The 23,933-nt window shown below is 67.0% G+C and carries 24 protein-coding genes and 1 riboswitch; of the genes, 6 read left to right on the top strand and 18 right to left on the bottom strand.

Annotation, left to right across the window (positions count from 1 at the left end; translation table 11 throughout):
• Positions 1–10 precede the first annotated feature (10 nt).
• The 15 genes from hisG to JYG37_RS03985 form a co-directional block, all read right to left on the bottom strand.
• Positions 11–664 carry an ATP phosphoribosyltransferase gene (gene hisG / locus JYG37_RS04055; protein ID WP_050013128.1) on the bottom strand — a complete coding sequence of 218 codons (654 nt, stop codon included), beginning with the start codon at positions 662–664 and terminating at the stop codon, positions 11–13.
• A complete protein-coding gene (murA, locus tag JYG37_RS04050; RefSeq protein WP_486195637.1) occupies positions 661–1,923 on the bottom strand; it encodes a UDP-N-acetylglucosamine 1-carboxyvinyltransferase in 1,263 nt (420 codons plus the stop codon). Before murA ends, hisG begins: the two co-directional genes overlap by 4 nt.
• A 101-nt stretch (positions 1,924–2,024) precedes the next feature.
• Positions 2,025–2,264: a BolA family protein gene (locus JYG37_RS04045; protein ID WP_006477131.1), complete on the bottom strand. Its 240-nt coding sequence runs from the start codon at positions 2,262–2,264 to the stop codon at positions 2,025–2,027.
• Positions 2,265–2,319: 55 nt separating this feature from the next.
• Complete coding sequence (locus JYG37_RS04040) at positions 2,320–3,141, bottom strand: ABC transporter permease (RefSeq protein WP_235356186.1); 822 nt, start codon at positions 3,139–3,141, stop codon at positions 2,320–2,322.
• On the bottom strand, positions 3,138–4,064 hold the full coding sequence (locus tag JYG37_RS04035) for an ABC transporter ATP-binding protein (RefSeq protein WP_050013130.1): 927 nt from the start codon (positions 4,062–4,064) through the stop codon (positions 3,138–3,140). The genes JYG37_RS04040 and JYG37_RS04035 overlap by 4 nt, the downstream gene beginning before the upstream one ends.
• A 192-nt stretch (positions 4,065–4,256) precedes the next feature.
• The gene (locus JYG37_RS04030; RefSeq protein ID WP_050013131.1) at positions 4,257–4,532 is read right to left on the bottom strand and encodes an STAS domain-containing protein; all 276 of its coding nucleotides are present in this window, start codon (positions 4,530–4,532) and stop codon (positions 4,257–4,259) included.
• On the bottom strand, positions 4,529–5,158 hold the full coding sequence (locus JYG37_RS04025; protein ID WP_050013177.1) for an MlaC/ttg2D family ABC transporter substrate-binding protein: 630 nt from the start codon (positions 5,156–5,158) through the stop codon (positions 4,529–4,531). The genes JYG37_RS04030 and JYG37_RS04025 overlap by 4 nt, the downstream gene beginning before the upstream one ends.
• A 111-nt stretch (positions 5,159–5,269) precedes the next feature.
• Positions 5,270–6,232: an MlaA family lipoprotein gene (locus tag JYG37_RS04020; RefSeq protein WP_050013178.1), complete on the bottom strand. Its 963-nt coding sequence runs from the start codon at positions 6,230–6,232 to the stop codon at positions 5,270–5,272.
• 30 nt (positions 6,233–6,262) lie between these two features.
• Complete coding sequence (gene mlaD / locus JYG37_RS04015) at positions 6,263–6,823, bottom strand: outer membrane lipid asymmetry maintenance protein MlaD (protein ID WP_050013132.1); 561 nt, start codon at positions 6,821–6,823, stop codon at positions 6,263–6,265.
• Between the two features lie 24 nt (positions 6,824–6,847).
• Positions 6,848–7,615: a lipid asymmetry maintenance ABC transporter permease subunit MlaE gene (gene mlaE / locus JYG37_RS04010; RefSeq protein ID WP_050013133.1), complete on the bottom strand. Its 768-nt coding sequence runs from the start codon at positions 7,613–7,615 to the stop codon at positions 6,848–6,850.
• On the bottom strand, positions 7,612–8,433 hold the full coding sequence (locus tag JYG37_RS04005) for an ABC transporter ATP-binding protein (protein ID WP_050013134.1): 822 nt from the start codon (positions 8,431–8,433) through the stop codon (positions 7,612–7,614). Before JYG37_RS04005 ends, mlaE begins: the two co-directional genes overlap by 4 nt.
• Before the next feature lie 84 nt (positions 8,434–8,517).
• Positions 8,518–9,642, bottom strand: coding sequence for a thiamine phosphate synthase (gene thiE, locus JYG37_RS04000; RefSeq protein ID WP_213345893.1), 1,125 nt, complete (start codon positions 9,640–9,642; stop codon positions 8,518–8,520).
• On the bottom strand, positions 9,639–10,454 hold the full coding sequence (locus tag JYG37_RS03995; protein WP_011546614.1) for a thiazole synthase: 816 nt from the start codon (positions 10,452–10,454) through the stop codon (positions 9,639–9,641). The genes thiE and JYG37_RS03995 overlap by 4 nt, the downstream gene beginning before the upstream one ends.
• A gap of 38 nt (positions 10,455–10,492) precedes the next feature.
• Complete coding sequence (gene thiS / locus JYG37_RS03990) at positions 10,493–10,690, bottom strand: sulfur carrier protein ThiS (RefSeq protein ID WP_027783340.1); 198 nt, start codon at positions 10,688–10,690, stop codon at positions 10,493–10,495.
• 32 nt (positions 10,691–10,722) lie between these two features.
• Positions 10,723–11,859 carry an FAD-dependent oxidoreductase gene (locus JYG37_RS03985; protein WP_213345892.1) on the bottom strand — a complete coding sequence of 379 codons (1,137 nt, stop codon included), beginning with the start codon at positions 11,857–11,859 and terminating at the stop codon, positions 10,723–10,725.
• Between the two features lie 225 nt (positions 11,860–12,084).
• A riboswitch (TPP riboswitch) is annotated at positions 12,085–12,208 on the bottom strand.
• A gap of 270 nt (positions 12,209–12,478) precedes the next feature.
• Between JYG37_RS03985 and JYG37_RS03980 the strand changes: the two genes are divergently transcribed.
• From JYG37_RS03980 to JYG37_RS03965, 4 genes are all read left to right on the top strand, one after another.
• Positions 12,479–14,248: an ABC transporter ATP-binding protein/permease gene (locus JYG37_RS03980; RefSeq protein WP_213345891.1), complete on the top strand. Its 1,770-nt coding sequence runs from the start codon at positions 12,479–12,481 to the stop codon at positions 14,246–14,248.
• Positions 14,245–15,021 (top strand): SDR family NAD(P)-dependent oxidoreductase, encoded by a 777-nt coding sequence (locus JYG37_RS03975; protein ID WP_050013137.1) that lies wholly within the window; start codon positions 14,245–14,247, stop codon positions 15,019–15,021. The genes JYG37_RS03980 and JYG37_RS03975 overlap by 4 nt, the downstream gene beginning before the upstream one ends.
• Before the next feature lie 125 nt (positions 15,022–15,146).
• On the top strand, positions 15,147–16,409 hold the full coding sequence (locus JYG37_RS03970) for an MFS transporter (RefSeq protein ID WP_050013138.1): 1,263 nt from the start codon (positions 15,147–15,149) through the stop codon (positions 16,407–16,409).
• Positions 16,410–16,434: 25 nt separating this feature from the next.
• Positions 16,435–17,718: a D-amino acid dehydrogenase gene (locus JYG37_RS03965; protein ID WP_050013139.1), complete on the top strand. Its 1,284-nt coding sequence runs from the start codon at positions 16,435–16,437 to the stop codon at positions 17,716–17,718.
• A gap of 78 nt (positions 17,719–17,796) precedes the next feature.
• On the opposite strand, the gene thpR is transcribed toward JYG37_RS03965, so the two are convergent.
• Positions 17,797–18,366, bottom strand: coding sequence for an RNA 2',3'-cyclic phosphodiesterase (gene thpR / locus JYG37_RS03960; protein WP_050013140.1), 570 nt, complete (start codon positions 18,364–18,366; stop codon positions 17,797–17,799).
• Positions 18,363–19,853 carry an alanine/glycine:cation symporter family protein gene (locus tag JYG37_RS03955; RefSeq protein ID WP_124631189.1) on the bottom strand — a complete coding sequence of 497 codons (1,491 nt, stop codon included), beginning with the start codon at positions 19,851–19,853 and terminating at the stop codon, positions 18,363–18,365. Before JYG37_RS03955 ends, thpR begins: the two co-directional genes overlap by 4 nt.
• A gap of 922 nt (positions 19,854–20,775) precedes the next feature.
• Here JYG37_RS03955 and JYG37_RS03950 point away from each other — a divergent pair.
• Both JYG37_RS03950 and JYG37_RS03945 read left to right on the top strand, forming a co-directional pair.
• On the top strand, positions 20,776–21,909 hold the full coding sequence (locus tag JYG37_RS03950; RefSeq protein ID WP_124631188.1) for a lipid II-degrading bacteriocin: 1,134 nt from the start codon (positions 20,776–20,778) through the stop codon (positions 21,907–21,909).
• 76 nt (positions 21,910–21,985) lie between these two features.
• On the top strand, positions 21,986–22,384 hold the full coding sequence (locus JYG37_RS03945; RefSeq protein WP_124631187.1) for a hypothetical protein: 399 nt from the start codon (positions 21,986–21,988) through the stop codon (positions 22,382–22,384).
• Positions 22,385–22,444: 60 nt separating this feature from the next.
• Here the strand turns inward: JYG37_RS03945 and JYG37_RS03940 are convergent, their stop codons facing one another.
• On the bottom strand, positions 22,445–23,911 hold the full coding sequence (locus JYG37_RS03940) for a glutamate synthase subunit beta (RefSeq protein ID WP_050013141.1): 1,467 nt from the start codon (positions 23,909–23,911) through the stop codon (positions 22,445–22,447).
• Positions 23,912–23,933: the final 22 nt, after the last annotated feature.

Here is a 23,933-nt window from a genome sequence, read left to right as displayed (position 1 = left end):
GGTGATGCGCTCAACCGCCATTCTGCGACGCGCGTTCGAACGCGTCGAGGATCGGCTTGAGCGCCGCGCGCTTCAGCTTGAGCGCGGCCTGGTTCACGACGAGGCGCGACGAGATCGCCATGATCTCCTCGACCTCGACCAGATTGTTCGCCTTCAGCGTGCCGCCCGAGCTGACGAGGTCGACGATCGCGTCGGCCAGCCCGACCAGCGGCGCGAGCTCCATCGACCCGTACAGCTTGATCAGGTCGACGTGCACGCCCTTCGCGGCAAAATGTTCGCGCGCCGTTTCGACGTATTTCGTCGCGACCCGCAGGCGCGCGCCCTGGCGCACCGCGTTCGCGTAGTCGAAACCGGCGGACACGGCCACCGACATCCGGCAGCGCGCAATGTTCAGATCGATCGGCTGGTACAGGCCGGAGCCGCCGTGCTCGACCAGCACGTCCTTGCCGGCCACGCCGAAATCGGCCGCGCCGTATTCGACGTAGGTCGGCACGTCGCTCGCGCGCACGATGATCACGCGCAGGTTCGGGTCGGTCGTCGGCAGGATCAGCTTGCGCGACGTTTCCGGATCCTCGGCCACCTGCACGCCGGCCGCCGCCAGCAGCGGCAGGGTTTCCTCGAAAATCCGGCCCTTCGACAGGGCGAGGGTCAGCGGCGCGGTCATGCTTGGCTCCCGGAGAGGCGGCGCACGTTCGCGCCAACGGCGGTCAGTTTGGTTTCCATGCGGTCGTAACCGCGGTCCAGGTGATAGATGCGGTCGACGAGCGTTTCGCCGTCCGCACGCAGCCCGGCGATCACAAGGCTCGCCGACGCACGCAGGTCGGTCGCCATCACGTTCGCGCCGGACAGCTTGTCGACGCCGGTCACGAGCGCCGTGTTGCCGTCGATCGTGATGTTCGCGCCGAGCCGGTTCAGCTCCTGCACATGCATGAAGCGGTTCTCGAAAATGGTTTCGACGACCTGCGCGGTGCCCGTCGCGACCGTATTGAGGGCCATGAACTGCGCCTGCATGTCGGTCGGAAACGCCGGGTATTCCGACGTGCGGATCGTCACCGCCGACGGGCGGCGGTCCATCTTCACGCGCAGCCAGCTGTCGCCTTCCTCGATCGACACGCCGGCTTCGCGCAGCTTGTCGATCACCGCATCGAGGATGTGCGGGCGCACGCCCGTCAGCATCACGTCGCCGCCGGCCGCCGCGACCGCGCACAGGAACGTGCCGGCCTCGATACGGTCGGGGATCACCGAATGGCGCGCGCCGTGCAGCCGCTCGACGCCCTGGATCACGAGGCGATCGGTGCCGATGCCGTCGATTTTCGCGCCCATCGCGACCAGCAAGTGTGCGAGATCGCTCACTTCCGGCTCGCGCGCGGCGTTTTCGATCACCGTCTCGCCGTCGGCGAGCGTCGCGGCCATCAGCAGGTTTTCCGTCCCCGTCACCGTGATCATGTCGGTCACGATGCGCGCGCCCTTCAGGCGCTTCGCGCGCGCTTCGATGAAGCCGTGCTCGATGCTGATCTCGGCGCCCATCGCCTGCAGGCCCTTGATGTGCTGGTCGACCGGCCGCGCGCCGATCGCGCAGCCGCCCGGCAGCGACACCTTCGCCTCGCCGAAGCGCGCGAGCAGCGGGCCGAGCACGAGGATCGACGCGCGCATCGTCTTCACGAGCTCGTACGGCGCGACGAGGTTGTCGACGCGCGACGCGTCGAGCTGCACGCGGGCGCCGTCGGTCTCGCTCTTCACGCCCATCTGGTTCAGCACCTTCAGCGTGGTGCGCACGTCCTTCAGGTTCGGCACGTTGTCGAGTTCGACCGGCTCGGCGCTGAGCAGCCCCGCGCACAGGATCGGCAGCGCGGCGTTCTTCGCGCCCGACACGACGATCTCGCCGGCCAGGCGGCGACCGCCTTCGATCACGAGTTTGTCCATCCCCTGTCCCTGCGATTCCCCGTTGGCGGCCGGGTGTGCCGTGGCGACGCTCTGGACGGCGTCGCGCTCGTTGACGGTGACTTGCACTCAGTGATTTCCGTTTATGCGTTCTGCCATTCGGCGGGCGTCAGCGTCTTCATGCTGAGCGCGTGAATTTCCTGCTTCATGCGATCGCCGAGCGCCGCATAGACGAGCTGGTGCCGCTGGATCGGCCGCTTGCCTTCGAAGGCCGCCGACACGATCGTCGCGAAGAAATGCTGGCCGTCGCCTTCGACTTCCAGATGCGTGCAGGCGAGACCGCCGGCGATGTATTGCTTGACCTGTTCGGGAGTCGGCAACATGGTGTAAGGCTCCTGTCGGCGCACGCCGCCCCGGGGCGGCCGCTGCCTGTCGATATCAATGACGCAGTTTGTAGCCGGTCGCGAGCAGCCGCATCGCGATCAGCGCGAGCAGCACGAAGAAACCGGTGACGATCGCGAGGCTCGCGAACGGGTTGATGTCGGACGCGCCGAAGAACCCGAAACGGAAGCCGTCGATCATGTAGAAAAACGGGTTGAGACGCGACACTTCGCGCCACACGGGCGGCAGCGAGTGCGTCGAATAGAACACGCCGGACAGGAACGTCAGCGGCATGATCAGGAAGTTCTGGAACGCGGCGAGCTGGTCGAATTTCTCGGCCCAGATCCCGGCGATCAGGCCGAGCGTGCCGAGAATCGCCGAACCGAGCAGCGCGAACGCCATGATGAACAGCGGCGCCGCGAAGTGCATCGGGATAAACCAGATCGTCACGACGAACACGCCGGCGCCGACCGCGAGCCCGCGCACGACGGACGCGAGCACGTACGCGCCGAAGATGTCGCGATACGACAGCGGCGGCAGCAGCATGAACACCAGGTTGCCGGTGATCTTCGACTGGATCAGCGACGACGAGCTGTTCGCGAACGCGTTCTGCAGCACGCTCATCATCACGAGGCCCGGCACGAGAAAGCTCACGTACTCGACGCCCGGATACACCTCGACGCGGCCCGACAGCGCATGGCCGAAGATCGTCAGGTACAGCAACGCCGTGACGATCGGCGCGCACACCGTCTGGAACGACACCTTCCAGAAACGCAGCAGTTCCTTGTAGAACAGCGTTCGAAACCCGTTTCCCGGCACGCGCCGGGCCGCCCCTTCGAGCGGCAGCGAACGCAGTTCGCGTGGGGAGTGTTGATTCATGCCAGACCCTCGATGACCTCGGCCCCGTTCATCACCTGGACGAACACATCCTCGAGGTCGGCCTTGCGGACCTCGATCTCGTCGAACGTGCAGCCGGCCGCACGGCATTGCGCGAGGATGCGTTCGACCTCGTCGTAGCTCGCGAGGCGCAGCAGGTGCTCGCCCGGCGCGCGCGCGGCCGGGTCGGTTTCCAGCCCGCGCAGCTCGGCCGGCAGCGCGCCAGTCGCGAACCGCAGGTACAGTTGCAGGCCCGCGAAGCGGCGCAGCAGCGCGTCGGTGCGATCGAGCGCGACGACTTCGCCGCGGCGCAGCATCGCGATGCGGTCGCACAGCGACTCGGCTTCCTCGAGGTAATGCGTGGTCAGCACGATCGTGTGGCCCTCGCGGTTCAGGCGCGAGATGAATTTCCACAGCGTCTGGCGCAATTCGACGTCGACGCCGGCGGTCGGCTCGTCGAGCACGATCACCGGCGGCCGGTGCACGAGCGCCTGCGCGACGAGCACGCGGCGCTTCATCCCGCCCGACAGCGCGCGCATGTTCGCGTCGGCTTTCTCGGTGAGATCGAGATTGGCCATCACTTCGTCGATCCAGTCGTCGTTGCGGCGCAGCCCGAAATAGCCGGACTGGATCCGCAGCGTCTCGCGGACGGTGAAGAACGGGTCGAAAACGAGTTCCTGCGGCACGACGCCGAGCGAGCGGCGCGCGTTGCGGAAATCCTGGACGACGTCGTGACCGCGCACCGAGATACTGCCTTCGTCGGCCCGGGCGAGTCCGGCGAGGATACTGATGAGCGTGGTCTTACCTGCGCCGTTGGGGCCGAGCAGACCGAAAAACTCGCCTTCCTCGACCGACAGGCTGACGCCCTTGAGCGCCTGAAGCGACTTGTAGCGCTTCTTGACGTGACGGATTTCTATGGCTGACATGACTGTGCGCGACGCCAGGGCCGCGACGCCTATTTTGTGCTTGCTGCGAAAGAAAATGGGGGCCGGACGCCGATTGGCTGCCCCGCAAAACGCTTGATTATAGGGCAAACCGGCTGGGGGAGCCGGCGCCGGCGGCGCGCGGCCTGAAGCGTGCGCGCGCCGGCTGGCGCGGCAGGCGTCGATCGGACAGCGTCAATGTCGGCCGGTGCCTTCGATGAGCGCGTCGACGCCGTACGCGCGCGCGAGGCTGGCGAGCTTCGGAGGGAGATTGAGGATGTCGAGAGCTGCGCCGCGCGTTTTGGCGGCACGTTGCCATGCGAGCAGCACGGCGAGCGCGGACGAATCGAACTGCGTGAGCGCCGCGCAATCGACGGCGGTCGCGCCCGCGCCGATGCGCGCAAGACCGTCCGCGAGCGCGGACTTCGCGCTCGCGACGGTCAGCGAGGAGCCGGCTTCGAAGCCGCTCACGACGCTTGCTTGCCGGCGGCAAGTTGCTGGTTGCGCTGCGTCAGGAACTGGATCAGCCCTTCGACGCCGCTTTGCTGGATCTTCTCGTTGAACTGCTGCTGGTACGTCTGGATCAGCCACGCGCCGAGCACGTTCAGGTCATACACCTTCCAGCCGTTCGCCGTCTTGTACAGGCGGTAGTCGATCTGGACCGGCTGGCCGTTGTTCATCGCGACCGTCTTCACGACGACGTCGGTGTCGGCCGGATCGGCGCGGAACGGCGGGTACTGGATCTGCTGGTCCGGCTTCAGCTGCGCGAGCGCACCCGAATACGTGCGGATCAGCAGCAGCTTGAACTGCTCCTGAACCTGCTGTTGCTGCTCGGCCGTCGCGGTGCGCCAGTTGCGACCCATCGCGAGCTGCGTGGTGCGGCGGAAATCGGTGTACGGCAGGATGTCCTTGTTGACGATCGTGATGATGCGATTGGTGTCGCCCTGCTTGATCGTCTGCTGCTTGACTTCGTCGAGCACCTGCTGCGTCGCCGTCTTGATCAGCGCCTGCGGGTTCGACTGGTCGACTTGCGCGTGAGCCGCGCTGCCGAACGAGAACAGCGCCGCGAAAACGGGGATCAGGAACAGTTTTTTCATCATAGTGGCCTGCATGAATGAGTCGATGCGAAGATTGGAGCAGGTAGCTTACGCGCAAGTTCGCATACGCTACCGACTGAATCGTTTCCGGCTGTAACGAATGTAAATCCGTCAGTGCAGCCGGATGCTCGGGAACCGGAACCCGCCCGGCGACGGAGGCGCCACCTGCATCGCCGGCACGTTCGTCTCGCTGGCCGGGTTCGGCGATTCGGCCGTGCCCGAGGCCGGCGCAGCAACCGCCGCGCCCGACGCGGGCGCCGGCGCCGCGCCGCCCACCGCTGCCGCGCCCGCCGTACCGGCCGCGCCGGCTGCCGCCGGTGCCGCGCCGTCTTCCGGCAGGTCGTACTTCGGCAGCGCGTCGTTGCTCGACGTCGCGGCGGCCTCGCCGCGCGCGTTGCTGATCAGCATCTGGCGACGCTGCAGGTACGCGTTGCGCACGAACGAATACTTGTCGAGCGCCGCGGCATCCAGCACGTCGCCCGCGCCGAGCAGGTTCGAGCGCGTGTTGACCAGGTTCACGCCGAACAGGCCCCAGCTCAGGCCGTCCGGCTTCACGTAGGTGAGCGGGTTGCCGACGTAGTCGACGCCGAGGCCAGCCGTGTCGCGCAGCGTGCTCGGCCCAAGCAGCGGCAGGACGAGATACGGGCCCGACGGCATCCCGTAGCGGCCCATCGTGATCCCGAAGTCGGCCGTGTGCTTCGGCAGCTTCGCGATCGTCGCGACGTCGAACAGGCCGCCGACGCCGAACACCGTGTTGATCACGACGCGCATGATGTCGCCGACGCCGTCCGCGATCCGCAGCTGCACGATGTTGTTCGCCGCGATGTAGACGTCGCCGATGTTCGAGAAGAAGTTCGTCACGCTGTCGCGCACCGGCTGCGGCACCACGTACTGATAGCCCTTCGCGACCGGCTTCAGCGCGTACGTATCGACGGTGTCGTTGAACTTGTACATCGTCCGGTTGAAGCCTTCGAGCGGATCGCCCTTGGTCGGCGTCTGCACGGTCGCGCAGCCGCTCAACGCGGCGACTGCCGCCATCGCCAGCGCGGCGTGCCTGATGCGGATCGTGTGCATGGTCATTCCCTCTTGTTTTCTCTCGTGTGGTTATTGGCCGGCCGAACCGGACACCGCCGATGCCGGCACCGCCACTGGTGCGGGCGCGGCGGGTGCGGCGGGCGCGCCCGATGCCGGCTTCGCACCGCCCGCATCGGCGGCCTTGCTGTACAGGAACTGGCCGATCAGGTTCTCGAGCACGATCGCCGATTGCGTCATCGTGATCGTATCGCCCGCCTTCAGCATTTCGGTGTCGCCGCCCGGCTCGAGGCCGATATATTGCTCGCCGAGCAGGCCCGACGTCAGGATCTTCGCCGACGAATCCTTCGGGAACGGGTACTGGCCGTCGACGTCGATCGTGACGAGCGCCTGGTACGTGTTCGTGTCGAAGCCGATCGACTTCACGCGGCCGACCACGACACCCGCGCTCTTCACGGCCGCGCGCGGCTTCAGCCCGCCGATGTTGTCGAATTTCATCCTCACCGAGTAGGTCGGCTGAAACGACAGCGAGCTCATGTTGCCGACCTTCAGCGCCAGGAACAGCACCGCAAGGAAGCCCACCACCACGAACAGGCCGACCCAGAAGTCGAGAGCAGTCTTTTTCATCGTCATCCCAAAATTTGGCTTGGCTGAGGCTTAGCTGAACATCAGCGCGGTCAGCAGGAAATCGAGGCCGAGTACGGCGAGCGACGCGAACACGACCGTCTTGGTGGTCGCGCGCGACACGCCTTCGGGCGTGGGCTTCGCTTCATACCCTTGAAACAGTGCAATGAAGGTCACGGCGAACCCGAACACGATGCTCTTGATCACGCCGTTGCCGACGTCGGCCCAGACCTGGACCCCGCCCTGCATCTGCGACCAGAACGCGCCCGGATCGACGCCGATCAGCACGACGCCGACGAAGTAACCGCCGAGCACGCCGACCGCGTTGAAGATCGCGGCCAGCAGCGGCATCGCGATGATGCCCGCCCACATGCGCGGCGCGATCACGTTCTTGATCGGGTCGACCGCCATCATCTCGAGCGCGGTGAGTTGCTCGCCGGCCTTCATCAGGCCGATCTCGGCCGTCAGCGACGTGCCCGCGCGGCCCGCGAACAACAGCGCGGTGACGACGGGGCCGAGCTCGCGCACGAGCGACAGCGCGACCAGCAGGCCGAGCGCCTGCTCGGAACCATAGCGGTTCAGCGTGTAATACCCCTGCAGGCCGAGCACGAAGCCGACGAACAGCCCCGACACGGCAATGATCACGAACGAATAGTTGCCGAGGAAATGGATCTGCTTCGTGACCAGCCGCGGCCGGCGCAGCAGCGGGAAGAATTCCAGCACGAGGCGCACGAACAGGCGCGTGCCGTAGCCCGCCCGCTCGAGGCCGCCGATGACGTAACGTCCGATCGCGCTGATCATGCGCGCCCTCCGCCGAGGCCGAAATCCGCTGCAAGCGGCGGGCTCGTGTAATGAAATTTGAACGGGCCGTCCGGCGCGCCGTCGATGAATTGCCGCACGCTCGGATCGGTCGACGCGCGCAGCTCGTCGGGCGTGCCCTGCGCAAGCACGCCGCCGTTGGCCAGAAAATACACGTAGTCGGCGATCGCGAACGATTCCGGCACGTCGTGCGTGACGAGGATCGACGTCGCGCCGAGCGCCTCGTTCAGCGTGCGGATCAGGTTCGCGGTGATGCCGAGCGAAATCGGATCGAGGCCCGCGAACGGCTCGTCGTACATGATGAGCTGCGGATCGAGCGCGATCGCGCGCGCCAGCGCGATGCGGCGCGCCATCCCGCCCGACACCTCGGACGGCATCAGGTCGCGCGCACCGCGCAGCCCGACCGCGTTCAGCTTCATCAGCACCAGATCGCGGATCAGGTCTTCGGGCAGGTCGGTATGCTCGCGCAGCGCGAACGCGACGTTCTCGAACACCGACATGTCGGTGAACAACGCGCCGAACTGGAACAGCATGCCCATCTTGCGGCGCAGCGCATACAGGCCGTCGCGCGTTTGCGCGCCGACGTCGGCGCCGTCGAACAGCACCTGGCCGCGGTTCGCGCGCACGAGGCCGCCGATCAGGCGCAGCACGGTGGTCTTGCCGCAACCCGAGCCGCCCATGACCGCGACGACCTGCCCGCGCCCGAAGCGCAGGTTCAGGTTGGACAGGACGAGGCGGTCGCCGTAGCCGAAGTCGACGTCGCGAAGTTCCAGCAGAGTCTCGGTAGGAGTGGGGCTCACGGAGCTGACAGTCCTTTTACGCAGAACGCCGAATTATAGGGCCTGCATTGGAATGATGTCGTGACGCCGTTCCGGGCCCTGCGGTCAATGATTGTCAAATTGTCGGGCAAAGCACTGCTGCAGCGCAACAAGCGCCGTCCGATAGTCGTCCGCGCCCGTGACCGCGCTGACCACCGCGACGCTGCCGACGCCCGTCGCCAGCACGGCCGGCAGCGTGTCGAGCCCGACCCCGCCGATCGCGACGAGCGGCGCGCTCGCGCCGGCGAAGCGCGCGTAGCGGGCAAGCCGGGCGAGGCCCTGCGGCGGCGCGGCGACGGCCTTGGTGGCGGTCGCGTACACGGGGCCGAGCGCGAGATAGCTCGGCCGCTCGTGCAGCGCCCGCAACATCTCGTAATAACCGTGGCTCGACAGTCCGAGCCGCAGGCCCGCGCGCGCGATCGCTGCCAGATCGGCCGTTTCGAGGTCCTCCTGGCCGAGATGCACGCCGTATGCGCCTTCTTCTGCAGCGATTTGCCAGTGATCGTTGATGAACACGCGCGCATCGGGATAGCGGCGCCCGGCCGCGACCGCGCGCGCGATTTCCCGGCGTAGCGCGTCCGGCGTCGCGTCCTTCACGCGCAGTTGCACGGTTCGCGCGCCGCCGTCGAGCACGCGCTCGACCCATTCGGCGCTCGGCACGACCGGATAGAGGCCGAGCCGCGCGGGACACGGCGCAAATGCCGGTTCCGGCGCAGGCGGCAGCCCGGCGACGCGCGGGAATTGCGCGGCATCGACCGGCCATGCATCGGCGGCGCCCGTCTCGTCGCCGTCGCGCCACGCCAGCGCGAGCACCAGCGCGTCGACCGGCGCGAAGCCGCAATCGAGGAACGCGGCGAGCGCCGCGATCCAGTCGTCCGCGAGCGGATGCGCGGCGTCGAGCGCGTAGCGCACGCCGGCCGCATGCAGCACGGCGCCCTGCTCGTCGAATTCGATCGCCACCGCGTCCGGCGACGCAGGCCGCGACACGGCCGACGCGCGCGCCTGCGCGGCACGATCGCCGGCCGACACGATCAGCACGTCGCCATCGGCGGGCACGTCAGGCGCCGCCACGCAGAGCCGCCACGGCACCGCGCCGTCCGGCCAGTCGCCGAGCCGCGCGCGAATCCGCTCGGCCGCTTCGGCCAGCTCGTCGGCCGGCGGCCAGAACGCATCGGCGAAGCGCGCGCTCATGCGCCGCCCCCGTCCTGGTGCCAGAACGGCATCCCGACGACCGGCGTGCTCGCGTGCGCGGTGTCGCGCGCATCCATCGGGCCGGCGAGATACGCGGCGCGGCCGGCCTCGACGCCCTGCGCGAACGCGCGCGCCATGATCTCCGGGTGCGTGGCCTGCGACACGGCAGTGTTCAGCAGCACGCCGTCGAAGCCCCATTCCATCACCTGGCACGCGTGCGACGGCACGCCGAGCCCGGCGTCGACGATCAGCGGCACGTCCGGCAGCCGTTCGCGCAGCACGCGCAGCCCGTACGGATTCACGACGCCCTTGCCGGTGCCGATCGGCGCGCCCCACGGCATCAGCGCCTCGCAGCCAACGTCGAGCAGGCGCCGGCCGATCACGAGATCCTCGGTGCAGTACGGCAGCACCTTGAAGCCGTCCTTGACCAGTTGCGCGGCGGCCTCGATCAGCCCGACCGGGTCGGGCTGCAGCGTGTAGTCGTCGCCGATCAGTTCGAGCTTGATCCAGTCGGTATCGAATACCTCGCGCGCCATGTGCGCGGTCGTCACCGCTTCGGCGACGGTCTGACAGCCGGCCGTATTCGGCAGCAGCGGCACCGCGTGGCGCTTGAGCAGGTCGAAGAAGCCGGCTTCGGCGGTGCCGCCCGTCATCTGGCGGCGCAGCGCGACCGTCACCATCCCGGGACGCGACGCGGCGATCGAATCGGACAGCGACTGCAGCGACGGATAGCGCGACGTGCCGAGCAGCACGCGGCTTGCGAAAGTTTCGCCGTACAGCGTCAGCGCATCGGCGGAGGGGTGGGACGTCATGTCGTTTTCCTGGAAGAGCGGGGACGGACCGGCGGCGCTCAGCCGCCCGCAACGGGGTGCACGACGTCGAGCTTGTCGCCCGCCGCGAGCGCGCGCGCCGCATGCTGCGTGCGCGCGACGAAGTTGCCGTTCAGCGCCACCGCGTACGGCGGACGCGCGCCGTACGCGGCCAGCGCGTCGGCCACGGTCGCGCCGTCGGGCAACGTCAGGGTCTGTTGATTGATCTGGATATCCATGAGGCTCGGTCGGATTCGGTCGGCGGCGCGCGTCAGGCCGGCTGGCGCGCGTCGTTGCGGTGATGAAGCAGCGTCGGCCAGCGCGCGGCGTCGCGCCACGCGGCGAACGTGTCGGGATTGCCGAGCGCGCCGCCGAGCGCGGCCTGCGCGAACGCGACGGCCGCGTGCGCGACTTCCGGCGCGATCATGAAGCCGTGCCGGTACAGGCCGTTGACGGCGAGCGTCGACGCGCCGTCCCAGATCACCGCCGGGCGATGATCGGGCAGCGTCGGCCGGCACTGCGCGTTGAGTTCGAGGATGCGCGCCTCGCCGAACGCCGGATGCACGGAAAACGCCGCGCTCAGCAGTTCGAGCGCGGAGCGCACGCTGACGGGCGACATGTCCTCGCCCTCCACCTCGGTCGCGCCGATCACATAGAGATCGTCCTGCTTCGGCGCGACGTACAGCGGGTAGCGCGGATGCAGCAGCCGCACGGGCCGGGTGAGCCCGATGCCGGGCGCGTGCACGCGCGCGACTTCGCCGCGGATGCCGCGCAGCGCAGGCAGCGCGGGTTTCGCGCCGAGCCCGCGGCAATCGATCGTGAAATGCGCGGCGGGCAGGTTCGCGTCGTCGACCGGCGTGTGCCAGTGCAGCGCGACGCCGCGTTCGGCGAGGCCCGCCGCGAGCGCGCGCAGCGCCTGGCGATTGTCGAGCTGGCCTTCGCGCGGCAGCAGCAGCCCGCGCGCGAAGCGGCCCGCGAGCGCGGGTTCGGCCGCGTCGACCTGCGCACCGGCCAGCGTCACGAAGCCGCCGTCGAACAAGTCGGCCGGTGCATTCGCGCGCACGCGCCGCTCGAACAACGGCGCCTCCGCGCGGTCCGCGTGATGCCAGACGACGAGCGTGCCGTGCTGCTGGAAGAAGACGGGTTCGGGCAGTTCCGCGAGCCACTGCGGCCAGCGCGCGAGCGACGCGGCGCCGAGCTCGGTGATCAGCAGCTCCGCGCTGGCGGCTTCCGCGAGCGGCGCGAGCATCGCGGCCGCGATCCACGCGGCCGACTGCTCGCCGTCGGGGCCGCCGCGCTCGTAAAGCGCGACGCGGTGCCCGTCGCCAGCGAGGCGCCACGCGATCAGGCGGCCGACGAGACCGCCGCCGAGCACCGCGAAATCGGGCCGTGCATCGCGGACGTTCATCGCGCGCCCTCCGCGCGGTCACGCGCGACGAACGCCGACGCGCGCGCGCCGTTGCATGCGAACGCATGCGATATCGGGCCGGGGACCCTGCAAAAGACTGAAGATTGTGCGGCCATCATTCCTTCCGTAACGCGCAATGCGCGTACCCAAAAGGACGAAACCGGCAGCAAAGGCCGGCCGGGCGGGACTCGGGCGCTGACCATGTGGGATGGCGGCCAGCGCGGCCCGGCGGGATCAGAAACTTCCCTCGCCGGTATTACCCGGATCGGGTGCGAAGGGTCTTTCTCAGCCTCGCCGCGCTGCCCGGAACATCCGCCGGCCGCGCCACGAAGCACCCCTGTTTCGTCGTCGGCCATTAGACCATAAAAGCGGAAAGCGCCGCAAACTGTCCCCCTTGCGGCAATTTCGCCGGCGTGTCGCGCCGCTCTGGCACAATGCCCGCAGGCCGGCCGCACGAGCGGCCGGTTGCCGCGTCACCGCCGGTTTTTAAGTGCCGTTTAAGACGCACGGGCGACCATCCGGACGCCCGCCGTCAGTCGGCGCCGCGCCCCGGCATGCCGTATCGCGGCGCGCGCCCGGTTTCGCCCGGCCCGCGCGCCGGCTCATCATCAGGAAGCACATGACCCAATCGATCGATCCCGTCCGCTCCGCCTCCGACGCGCCGCAGGACGAGCGCCCGGTATCCGCATGGAGCCTCATCAAGCCCTACTGGGTATCGTCCGAATGGAAAATCGCGTGGGGCCTGCTGGTCACGATCATCGCGATCAATCTCTGCGTGGTCTGGATCAACGTCCGGCTGAACAAGTGGAACGCGCAGTTCTACAACGCGCTGCAGTCGAAGGACGTCCACGACTTCCCGAACCTGCTGATGCAGTTCTCCGCGCTCGCCTTTGCATTCATCATCCTCGCCGTGTACGGCCGCTACCTGCGGCAAATGCTCGGCTTCCGCTGGCGCCAGTGGCTCACCGACCGCTTCCTCGGCCAGTGGCTCGGCGATCGCGCGTTCTACCGGATCGAGCGTGACCGCCTCGCGGACAACCCCGACCAGCGGATCACCGACGACCTCCAGTCGTTCGCGACCACGACGCTCGCGCTGTCGCTCGACCTGCTGTCGACGGTCGTCACGCTCGTGTCGTTCATCACGATCCTGTGGTCGCTCGCCGGCGCGCTGACGTTCACGCTCGGCGCGACGCCGATCGCGATTCCCGGCTACATGGTGTGGGCGGCCGCGCTGTACGCTGTGGTCGGCTCGCTGATCATCCAGAAGGTCGGCCATCCGCTCGTGTCGATCAACTACCAGCAGCAGCGCGTCGAGGCCGATTTCCGCTTCGGGCTGATCCGCGTGCGCGAGAACGCCGAGCAGATCGCGTTCTACGACGGCGAGAAGACCGAGACCGGCAACGCGCAGACCCTCTTCATGCGCATCCGCGACAACTGGTGGCGCGTGATGAAGTACACGAAGCGGCTCACGTTCGTGCTGAGCTTCTACGGACAGATCGCGATCATCTTCCCGCTCGTCGTGGCCGCGCCGCGCTACTTTGCCGGTGCGTTCTCGTTCGGCGTGCTGATGCAGATCTCGTCCGCGTTCGGCACCGTCAGCGATTCGTTCTCGTGGTTCATCAACAGCTACTCGACCCTCGTCGAATGGCGCGCCACCGTCAACCGTCTGCGCGAATTCAAGCGCGTGATGGGCACGTCGCACCTGAAGGAAAGTCTGTCGCCCGCGACCGAGCACGGCGGCATCAACCTGCATTACGTCGACGCAGCGGAACTGTCCACGTCGTCGCTGAAGCTCGCGCTGCCGAACGGCAACGCGCTGGCGAACATCGGCGACGTCACGATCGAGCCCGGTTCGCGCTGGCTCGTGATCGGCAAGTCGGGTTCCGGCAAGAGCACGTTCATGCGCGCGCTCGCGGGCCTGTGGCCGTTCGGCGACGGCGCGATCGACGCGCCGGTCGGCGCGCGGATGATGTTCGTGCCGCAAACCAGCTATTTGCCGATCGGCACGCTGAAGGCCGCGCTCACCTATCCGGCGACGCCCGACGCGTTCAGCGACGAAGCGTGCCGCGATGCGCTGCGCGCGTGCCGCCTCGGGGATTACGTCGAGCGCCTCGACGAAACCGCGCACTGGACCCGCGTGCTGTCGCCGGGCGAACAGCAGCGCCTGGCCGGCGCGCGCGTGCTGCTGCACAAGCCCGACTTCCTGTTCCTCGACGAAGCGACCAGCGCGCTCGATGCCGACAACGAAGCGCGCCTCTATCACCTGTTCGCCGAACGGCTGCCGAAGGCCGCGATCGTCAGCATCGCGCACCGCGAATCGCTGGCCGCGTTCCATGTCGGCACGATCAACGTCGAGCGCGTGAACGACGACGACAAGGTCGCTGCGTGAGCCCACGCGCCGCGCACCTCGTGCGGATTGCGCTGATCACCGGCGCAGGTGCGGGGATCGGCGCGGCGCTCGCGCGGCGGCTCGCGGCACCCGGCGTCGCGCTGGCGCTGCATGCGCGCGGCGCGGACGATGCGGCACGCGCACGGCTCGCCGACGTCGCACAAGCGTGCACGGCGGCCGGCGCGGAATGCCTGACGCTGACCGGCGATCTCGGCGAGCCGGGTATTGCCGCGACGCTCGTCGATGCCGTCGCCACCCGCTTCGGCCGGCTCGACCAGCTCGTCGCAAACGCCGGCTTCGCCGCGCGGCAATCCTTTTCCGATCTGTCCGCGGATGCGCTCGCGTCCGCGTTCGCGGTGATGCCCGGTGCGTTCTCCGCGCTCGCGGGCCGCGCGCGGCCGCTGCTCGAAGCGTCGGCCGCCCCGCGGATCGTCGCGGTCAGTTCGTTCGTCGCACACCGCTACCGCGCCGATGCGCCGTTCGCGGCGACCGCCGCCGCGAAGGCCGCGCTGGAATCGCTGGTGCGTAGCGCAGCCGCCGAATTCGCCGCGCCCGGCATCACCGTCAACGCGGTCGCACCGGGCTTCACGCGCAAGGACCACGGGCCGAGCGCCGGCAACGCCGCCGCGTGGGCGCAGGCCGAACAGGCGACGCCGCTCGGCCGCATCGCCGAACCCGACGACGTCGCCGCGCTGATCGCGTTCCTGCTGTCGGATGCGGCGCGGCAGATCACCGGCCAGGTCATCCACGTCGACGGCGGCCTGACGCTCTGACGCGTCTTTCCTCCTCCCCGCTTTCCCGCACGACCCTGCATCCGCCTTTTTGGCGCGCCGGAACGCGCCCGTAAAATAACCGCGACGCGGCAGCGCGGGACGAGACAAGAGAGGGGGCGGCAAGCATGCAGGCATTCCAGTGGTTCAACGCATTGTCGACGCGCGAGCGCCGGACGCTGTACGCCGGATTCGGCGGCTATGCGGTCGATGCGTTCGACTTCATGATCTATTCGTTCCTGATTCCGACGCTGATCGCCACCTGGGGCATGACGAAGAGCGAAGCCGGGATGATCGCGACCAGTTCGCTGATCTCGTCGGCGATCGGCGGCTGGGTCGCCGGCATCCTCGCCGACCGCTACGGCCGCGTGCGCGTGCTGCAGTGGACGATCGCGACGTTCGCGCTGTTCACGTGCCTGTCCGGCTTCACGCATTCGTTCTGGCAGTTGCTGGCCACGCGCACGCTGCAGGGTTTCGGCTTCGGCGGCGAATGGTCGGTCGTGACGATCATGATGGCCGAGACGATCCGCTCGCCCGAGCATCGCGCGAAGGCCGTCGGCACCGTGCAGAGCAGCTGGTCGTTCGGCTGGGGCGCGGCCGCGATCCTTTACTGGGCGTTCTTCGCACTGCTGCCCGAGCAGGTCGCGTGGCGCGCGTGCTTCTGGATCGGCATCGTGCCCGCGCTGTGGATCCTGTACATCCGCCGCAACGTCAGCGATCCCGACATCTACACGGCCACGCGCCGCGCGCGCGACGAAGGCCGTGTGTCGGGCCACTTCCTCGAAATCTTCTCGCCGCCGCACCTGCGCGCGACGCTGTTCGGCAGCGCGCTGTGCACCGGCATGCTCGGCGGCTACTACGCGATCACGACGTGGCTGCCCACCTATCTCAAAACCGTGCGTCACCTGTCGGTGTTCAACACGAGCGGCTATCTGGTCGTGCTGATCGTCGGCTCGTTCGTCGGCTACGTGGTCGGCGCGATCCTGTCCGACCGGCTCGGCCGCCGCGCGTCGTTCATCCTGTTCGCGATCGGGTCTTTCTCGCTCGGCATGGCGTACACGATGCTGCCGATCACCGATACCGCGATGCTGCTGCTCGGCTTTCCGCTCGGCATCGTCGTGCAAGGCATCTTCGCGGGCGTCGGCGCGTATCTGTCGGAGCTGTATCCGGGCGCGATCCGCGGCTCGGGCCAGGGCTTCTGCTACAACCTCGGCCGCGGGCTCGGCTCGTTCTTCCCGATCCTCGTCGGCGCGCTGTCGCAATCGATGTCGCTCGTGAAGGCGATCGGCCTCGTCGCGGGCGGCGGCTACCTGCTCGTGATCGTCGCGGCGCTCGTGCTGCCGGAAACGCGCGGCAAGTCGCTCGCCGACGATCCGGCCGTCGCGTCGTGAGCCACCGTTTCATCCCGGACACCGCATGCACGTGATCGTTCTCGGCGCCGGCGTGATCGGCGTCACCACCGCCTGGCACCTGCGCGAAGCAGGCTGCGACGTCACCGTGATCGAACGCGAGGCCGACGTCGCGCAAGCGACCAGCCTCGGCAACGCGGGCGTGATCGCACCCGGCTACGTGACGCCGTGGGCCGCGCCCGGGATGCCCGGCAAGATCCTCAAGTACCTGTTCAAGCCCGCGTCGCCGCTGATCTTCCGGCCGACGCTCGATGCCGCCCAGTGGCGCTGGATCGCGCGCTGGCTGCGCGAATGCGAGTTCGAGCGGTTCCGCGTGAACAAGCAGCGGATGCAGCGCATCGCGTATTACAGCCGCGCGTGCCTGCATGCGTTTCGCGAGCGCTATCCATTCGACTACGGCGCGAGCCGCGGTTACCTGCAACTGCTGCGCGGCGCGTTCGACGTCCAGATGGCGCAGCCCGCGCTGAAGGTGCTGCGCGATGCCGGCATCGCGTTTCGCGAACTGGACGCGGCCGGCTGCACCGCGATCGAGCCGGGCCTGCGCTGGGCCAGGCAGGCCCCCGTCGGCGGCATTTACCTGCCCGACGACGAAGCCGGCGACTGCGCGCGCTTCACCCGCGAACTGCGGACGCTGTGCGAGGCGAACGGCGTGACGTTCCGGTTCCGCACCGGCATTCGAGCGCTTGATGTCGCGGGCGGCAAGGTGCGCGGCGTGCGGGTCGACTCGCTCGAAGCAGGCGCGGCCGGTCAGCGCGATGCGCTGCTCGCTGCGGACGCGATCGTCGTCGCGCTCGGCGTCGACAGCGCCGGCCTGCTGCGACCGCACGGCATCGACGTGCCGCTGTATCCGGTGAAGGGCTACTCGGCCACGCTCGCGGTCGTCGACGACGAAAAGGCGCCGTGCGCCGCGCTGATGGACGAATCGCTGAAGACCGCGATCACGCGCTTCGGCCCGGCGCTGCGCGTCGCGGGCACCGCGGAGCTCGGCAACCGCCGCGCGGCGCTGCGGCAGCAGGCGCTCGACACGCTGATGAAGGTGCTCGACGACTGGTTCCCGCATGCGGCCGACCGCGCGTCGGCGCGCTTCTGGGTCGGCCGCCGGCCGATGACGCCCGACGGGCCGCCGCTGCTCGGCGCGAGCGGGATCGAGGGTCTCTGGCTCAACGTCGGCCACGGCTCGACAGGCTGGGCAATGTCGATGGGGTCGGGAAAGGTGGTCGCGGATCTCGTCACCGGGCGCGTACCGGAGATCGATCTGGCCGGGCTGACGCTCGCGCGTTACGACCGGTAGTGCAGCCGGCGGGTCATGCCGTCGAAGCGATGCGCGGTCGCGACCGGCGGCATGGCGCGCGGTCGTCAGCGCGTGTCGCTACCGCGGCGGCGTCCGGCATTCGGCCGGGGCGATCGGCGCCGACATGATCGGCCGATGCGACACGCCCTCCTGCGACAGCCGGCTTTCGAACAACGTCAGCGCTTCGACGCGCACCTCGACAGGCCGCCCCGGCGCGCCGCCGTGCGCGGGCTGGCCGACCGCATCGTGCGGCAGGCGCGCGAGCGTCACGTGCGGCCGGAACGGCCGCCGGTCGGCCGGCACGCCGAGTTCCTGCATCAGCGCCGCCAGCCCCGCATTCAGCGCGACGCAAGCGGCATCGGAAGCGAGCTCCGCAACGATCAGCCGCGCGCGCGGCAGGCTCGGCCACCACGCGATCCGCTCGACCGGCAACGACGGCAGCGCATGCGCGGCGGCGAGCGCGGGCAGGTACGCGGCCAGCGCGTCGCACCGCTCCCGCTCGATTGCGCCGATGAACGCGAGCGTCATGTGCAGTTGCGCGGGCAGTGTGCGCCGCGCGCCACGGGTGACCGGCAACGCGTGCAGCGCGTCGCGCGATGCCGCATCGGGCATCAGCGCGACGAACGCACGGAGCCGGTCGCCGTTCATGACTCGCGCACCACCACGCGCACTTCGGCCACCGCATCGATCGACGCCGGACGCCGCGGCAGCGGGCCATGCTCGCCCCACACGTCGGCCGGCAGCACGCGCGCGAGTTCGGGGATCGTGTTGCGCGTGAACACCGGATCGGCGACGCCCGACGCGCGCTGGCGGCGATAGTCGGCCCACGCGGCGTGCGCGTACTTGCCGAGCGCGAGGATCGCGATCAGGTTGATGATCGCCATCAGCCCCATGCTCGTATCGGCCATCGCCCACACGAGCGGCAGTTGCCCGACGCTGCCGAACATCACCATGCCGAGCACGGCGATGCGGAACAGCGGCAGCCCGCCGCGCCGCTTCGTGATGAATTCGACGTTGCCTTCCGCATACGCGTAGTTGCCGATCACCGACGAGAACGCGAGGAAGAAGATCGCGACGGCCATGTAGATGCCGCCCCAGTCGCCGACGTGGCTCGAGATCGCGCGCTGCGTGAGCGCCGCGCCTTCCATCCCGGTGCCGAGCGCGTACTGGCCCGACAGCAGGATCACGAACGCGGTCGCGCTGCAGATCACGATCGTATCGACGAACACGCCGAGCATCTGGATCAGCCCCTGCGTGACGGGGTGGCGCGTGCTCGCGGTCGCGGCCGCGTTCGGCGCGCTGCCCATCCCCGCCTCGTTCGAGAACAGCCCGCGCTTCACGCCGATCGCGATCGCCTGGCTGACCGCATAGCCGGTCAGGCCGCCGGCCGCCTGCTCGAGGCCGAACGCGCTCTTCACGATCAGCGCGATCACGCCGGGCACCAGCGCGATGTGCGTCGCGACCGCGTAGACCGCGAGCGCGAGGTAGCCGATCGCCATCAGTGGCACGATCACCTGCGCGACGGTCGCGATGCGGCGGATTCCGCCAAAGATGATCGGCGCGGAGAGCAGCACGAGTCCGACGCCGACCGTCTCGCGGCGCCAGCCGAACGACGTATGGAACGCATCGGCGATCGCATTGGCCTGCACCGCGTTGAACACAAAGCCGAACGCGAGGATCAGCGACAGCGAGAACAGCACGCCGAAGCCGCGCGAGCGCAGGCCCGTCTGGATGTAGTACGCGGGGCCGCCGCGATAGCTGCCGTCCGGGTGCGACACCTTGAAGATCTGCGCGAGCGTCGCCTCGACGAACGCGGACGACATCCCGACGAGCGCGGTCATCCACATCCAGAAGATCGCGCCCGGCCCGCCGACCGTCAGCGCGACCGCGACGCCGGCGATGTTGCCGGTGCCGACGCGGCTCGCGAGCCCGGTCGCGAACGCCTGGAACGACGAAATGCTGCCCGGTTCACCCTTGCTGCCGACCAGCTTCATGCTGAGGAGCAGCGCCTTCAGCTGGATCATCCGGAATCGCAACGTGAACCACGCACCGACGCCGAGCAGCAGCGCGATCAGCACGTAGTTCCACAACACGCCGTTGACGGCGGCGATCAGGCCATGCACGAATGCTTCCATCCAGAGTCCTTGTAAATAGCGTCAGTCATGTGCGGCGACCGCGAGCGCGGCCCGAGGGGCGACATGATATGACAGTTCTCAAGGATCATTACAAAATGAAAGGATTGAGAATCACGGAAAATCGGCACCCGATGTGATCAGGTTAGGCGCCGCTCGGCGGAAATGCGGGCGCTTGCCAGAGGCAGCAGCCTGGCGCGCAATATGCCGGAAGCATCATGAATCGTACGCTGTCCCAACACATCGATCACGAAGTTCGAAACAGGCATTCTTGCCGTTCGCATAAAGCAGGGATCGTCATCGACGAACTTGGATTCGTCGGCGCCCCGCTGCCATGCCGGCACGCCCGGCCGGTCCGGATTCGATCGGCGATCGGACCCGCTGCGTCGCGACGATCACATCACCGGGTTCGAAAGAAACTCGGATGCTTCACTCAGCAAACCCAGCGCAATGATTTCCGGCGACCGGCTGATACGGCAGTAATCCTCAAACCGCGCTTGCCGCAGCAGGTTTGAATCCCCGTCAGTTATACGTCTCCTGAACAAATACCCTTCTTCGCCTTAGACCACCTCGTAACTGTTGGACACATTTCCCGCCAACAGGACATGTCGAGAAAAGCGTTCCCGCATTTCGATTTTTCTCGACGCTTGTCAGAGCGCTACGCAATGGGAACGGAGCAGCCAGCCGCCTCTGCATCTTCAGCTTTCCCTTGCCCAGAGCCGGCATACGGGGGATTACGAGACAAGGCGCGGCCGTCGCATGCCTCCATGAATCTCGTTTCGTACCAGTTTGCAGGATCGATCCAGATGACTTCGTCACGAAGACGTGCAGGGGAAATTCCTTGCCGACCGTAGAAAAAAATATAACCGTCTTACGTTCAGGCCTGCGAATCAATCATCGAAATCACCACTGCATGGGATATGAAATGACGACACGTAATCCTTGGAAACAGATAAACCAATCCTCCAAAGAAGAACAACAGCCTTTGATGCGACGACGTTTGCTGGTTGCGTCAACAGTGCTCCCATTTGGCACGCTGCTGAAGCACGCGACGGCCATGGCTCAGAACAATGTTCTTCCGCCCATCACGATCACAACACCAAAACCACCGGATTTCAATTTCGGTGATTTCGGCGTCAAGGTAAACGACATTCCCGGCGCCAATCCGGGTGCCGGAATTCCAGCACCGACGGTTTGCTTCAATCAGTATTGCACATCAAATTTCATGTTGCATTTTGCAAACACGGGAAACATGATCCGCGCCACCGAGATGTTCCTCAAACACCTTGAGATATTTGGCAAAAACGACACAGCGTTCTGGCGAAATCAACTAACACTGGTGGGCGGCTTCACTCCGTGGCTGGCCCTTGGTGGCTACAAGCATCTACCCGGCGCCAACCAATATGGATTTAGCTTCGAGCCGGGGCAATATGCCAACATCACTGCATTATTCGGCATATACATTGGTCAGTCACACGGCATCCCTCCGACGAGCACATTTTCATCGTATGGAAACCCATTGATGTTCGTCGAAGCAATTAATCACTGGATACACGGAGATGGAACCCAACAAACCATCAACATTGAATCTCTCAACTTGAAAATGAGCATTGCAGATTTCAGAGAAATAACGAAAGCCGTTGAGAATCCTGGGTACGGCCCCGGCACCTACTCGTTCGACACCGCTTTCAGCACCAACATCTTCAATCACGGAACAAAGGACCTCTGGAGCGCCTCAGTCTTTGGACGAGTATCCGGCAGAATACGTGGCACGCTTGTGATGCTTGAGGACGATACATATCGGTTTGACGGCTACTACTCACTCAATCCCGATCGGTTCGATGCAGATCCTTCAAACCGACCATTCCTGCAGGAGGCTGCGACGACGTTTCTCGCCAAGCTCGGCGCCGTCTTGGGACACAAGGACTATCAAATCAATTTTTTCGGTGAAAAACATCTGTCGTTCTCAGGCCAACGGCCGGTGAAGAATGCAGGCACACGCCCCCCTCAGGCAGTCCATAGACCGTCGCTCGGTGGACTAATGCGCCCGCCTCGCTAACATGCGGCCGGGCGGCTCCGGAAATGTGGCTGCCCGAGTCAATCTCACATGTTCTTTACGTCCAATCGAGCCCTTCATGATTTCCAAAGCCATGCGAGGCGTTCTCAGGCTAGTTCTTTGGCTGGTTGGCGCAGTAATCTGCGCCTATACACTACTGTTCATCGTCGTCGCGACATCCCGATATGAGCGGACCGAAGGCAGTTGCCCCGACATGTCCGTCGATGCACTACGGAAAAAAGTCCAGGCCCGTCTTCTCGAAGAGCATGGAATACCGCCGGACAGCATCCGGTTCGACGGCGCGCCGCAGTATCACGCGTGGAAGCTCGGTGTGTGGGAATTCTCGCTGCGCGTTGACGAAACCCGATACACCGCAATGATCGATTGCAACGAGCAGCTTGCAAGCTACGGGCGAGCCATCGAGCAGTTGGGCGCCCCAACCAGACAAACCCACGATCGCCCACAGCTTCAGAAATAAAAAAACCGGGCGCCCTCTCGGACGCCCGGCGTTCATCGAAACCCGCTCGCGCGATTCAGCTCAGCGCGGCAGTTCCGAATGCCCCATCAGGTATGCATCGACCGAGCGCGCGCACTGGCGGCCTTCGCGGATCGCCCACACCACGAGCGACTGGCCGCGACGCATGTCACCTGCCGCGAACACCTTGTCGACCGACGTGTAGTACGAACGATCGCCTTCGGTCGCCGCGCGCGCATTGCCGCGCGCGTCCTTCGCGACGCCGAACGCGTCGAGCACCGGCGCGGCCGGTTGCGTGAAGCCCATCGCGAGCAGCACGAGATCGGCCTTCATCTCGAACTCGGAACCCGGCACTTCCTGCATCTTGCCGTCCTTCCACTCGACGCGCACCGCGATCAGCTTCTCGACCTTGCCGTTCTTGCCTTCGAGACGCTTCGTCGCGACCGCCCAATCACGCTCGCAGCCTTCCTCATGCGACGACGACGTGCGCAGCTTGATCGGCCAGTATGGCCACACGAGCGGCTTGTTTTCCTCTTCCGGCGGCTGCGGCAGCAGCTCGAACTGCGTGACCTGCTTCGCGCCGTGGCGATTCGACGTGCCGACGCAGTCCGAACCCGTATCGCCGCCACCGATCACGATCACGTGCTTGCCCTTCGCGAGCAGCTGGTCGACGAGCTTGTCGCCCGCGTTCACGCGGTTCTGCTGCGGCAGGAAGTCCATCGCGAAATGAACGCCCGCGAGCTCGCGGCCCGGCACCGGCAGGTCGCGCGGCGTTTCCGAACCGCCGGCGATCACGACCGCGTCGAACTCTTCCTTCAGCGTGTCCGGCGAGATGGTTTCCTTCGCGAGGCTGCCGATCGACTCGGGCAGCGGCTCCTTGCCGATGAACACGCTGGTGCGGAACGTCACGCCTTCCGCTTCCATCTGGCGCATGCGGCGATCGATCAGCCACTTCTCGAGCTTGAAATCGGGAATCCCGTAACGCAGCAGGCCGCCGATACGGTCGTTCTTCTCGAACACCGTCACGTCGTGGCCCGCGCGCGCGAGCTGCTGCGCGGCGGCGAGGCCCGCGGGGCCCGAACCGACGACCGCGACCTTCTTGCCGGTCTTGTGCTCGGCCGGCAGCGGCTTCACCCAGCCTTCGCCCCAAGCCTTGTCGATGATCGCGTGCTCGATCGACTTGATGCCGACCGGGTCGTCGTTGATCCCGAGCGTGCACGCCGCCTCGCACGGCGCCGGGCAGATGCGGCCCGTGAACTCGGGGAAGTTGTTGGTCGAGTGCAGGACTTCGATCGCCTGCTGCCAGTCCTGGCGGTAAACGAGATCGTTGAAGTCCGGGATGATGTTGTTGACCGGGCAGCCGTTGTTGCAGAACGGGATGCCGCAATCCATGCAGCGCGCGCCCTGGACCTTCGCGTCCGCGTCAGTCAGCGCCGCGACGAATTCCTTGTAGTGCTTCACGCGCGTGAGCGGTGCTTCGTACGCCTCGTGGCGGCGTTCGAACTCCAGAAAACCGGTTGCCTTGCCCATAAGGTGCTCTTCTGTTCGATGT

The sequence above is a fragment of the Burkholderia sp. LAS2 genome (genome assembly GCF_018417615.1).
Taxonomy (GTDB): domain Bacteria; phylum Pseudomonadota; class Gammaproteobacteria; order Burkholderiales; family Burkholderiaceae; genus Burkholderia; species Burkholderia sola.
This window is presented reverse-complemented; position numbering and strand designations above follow the sequence as displayed.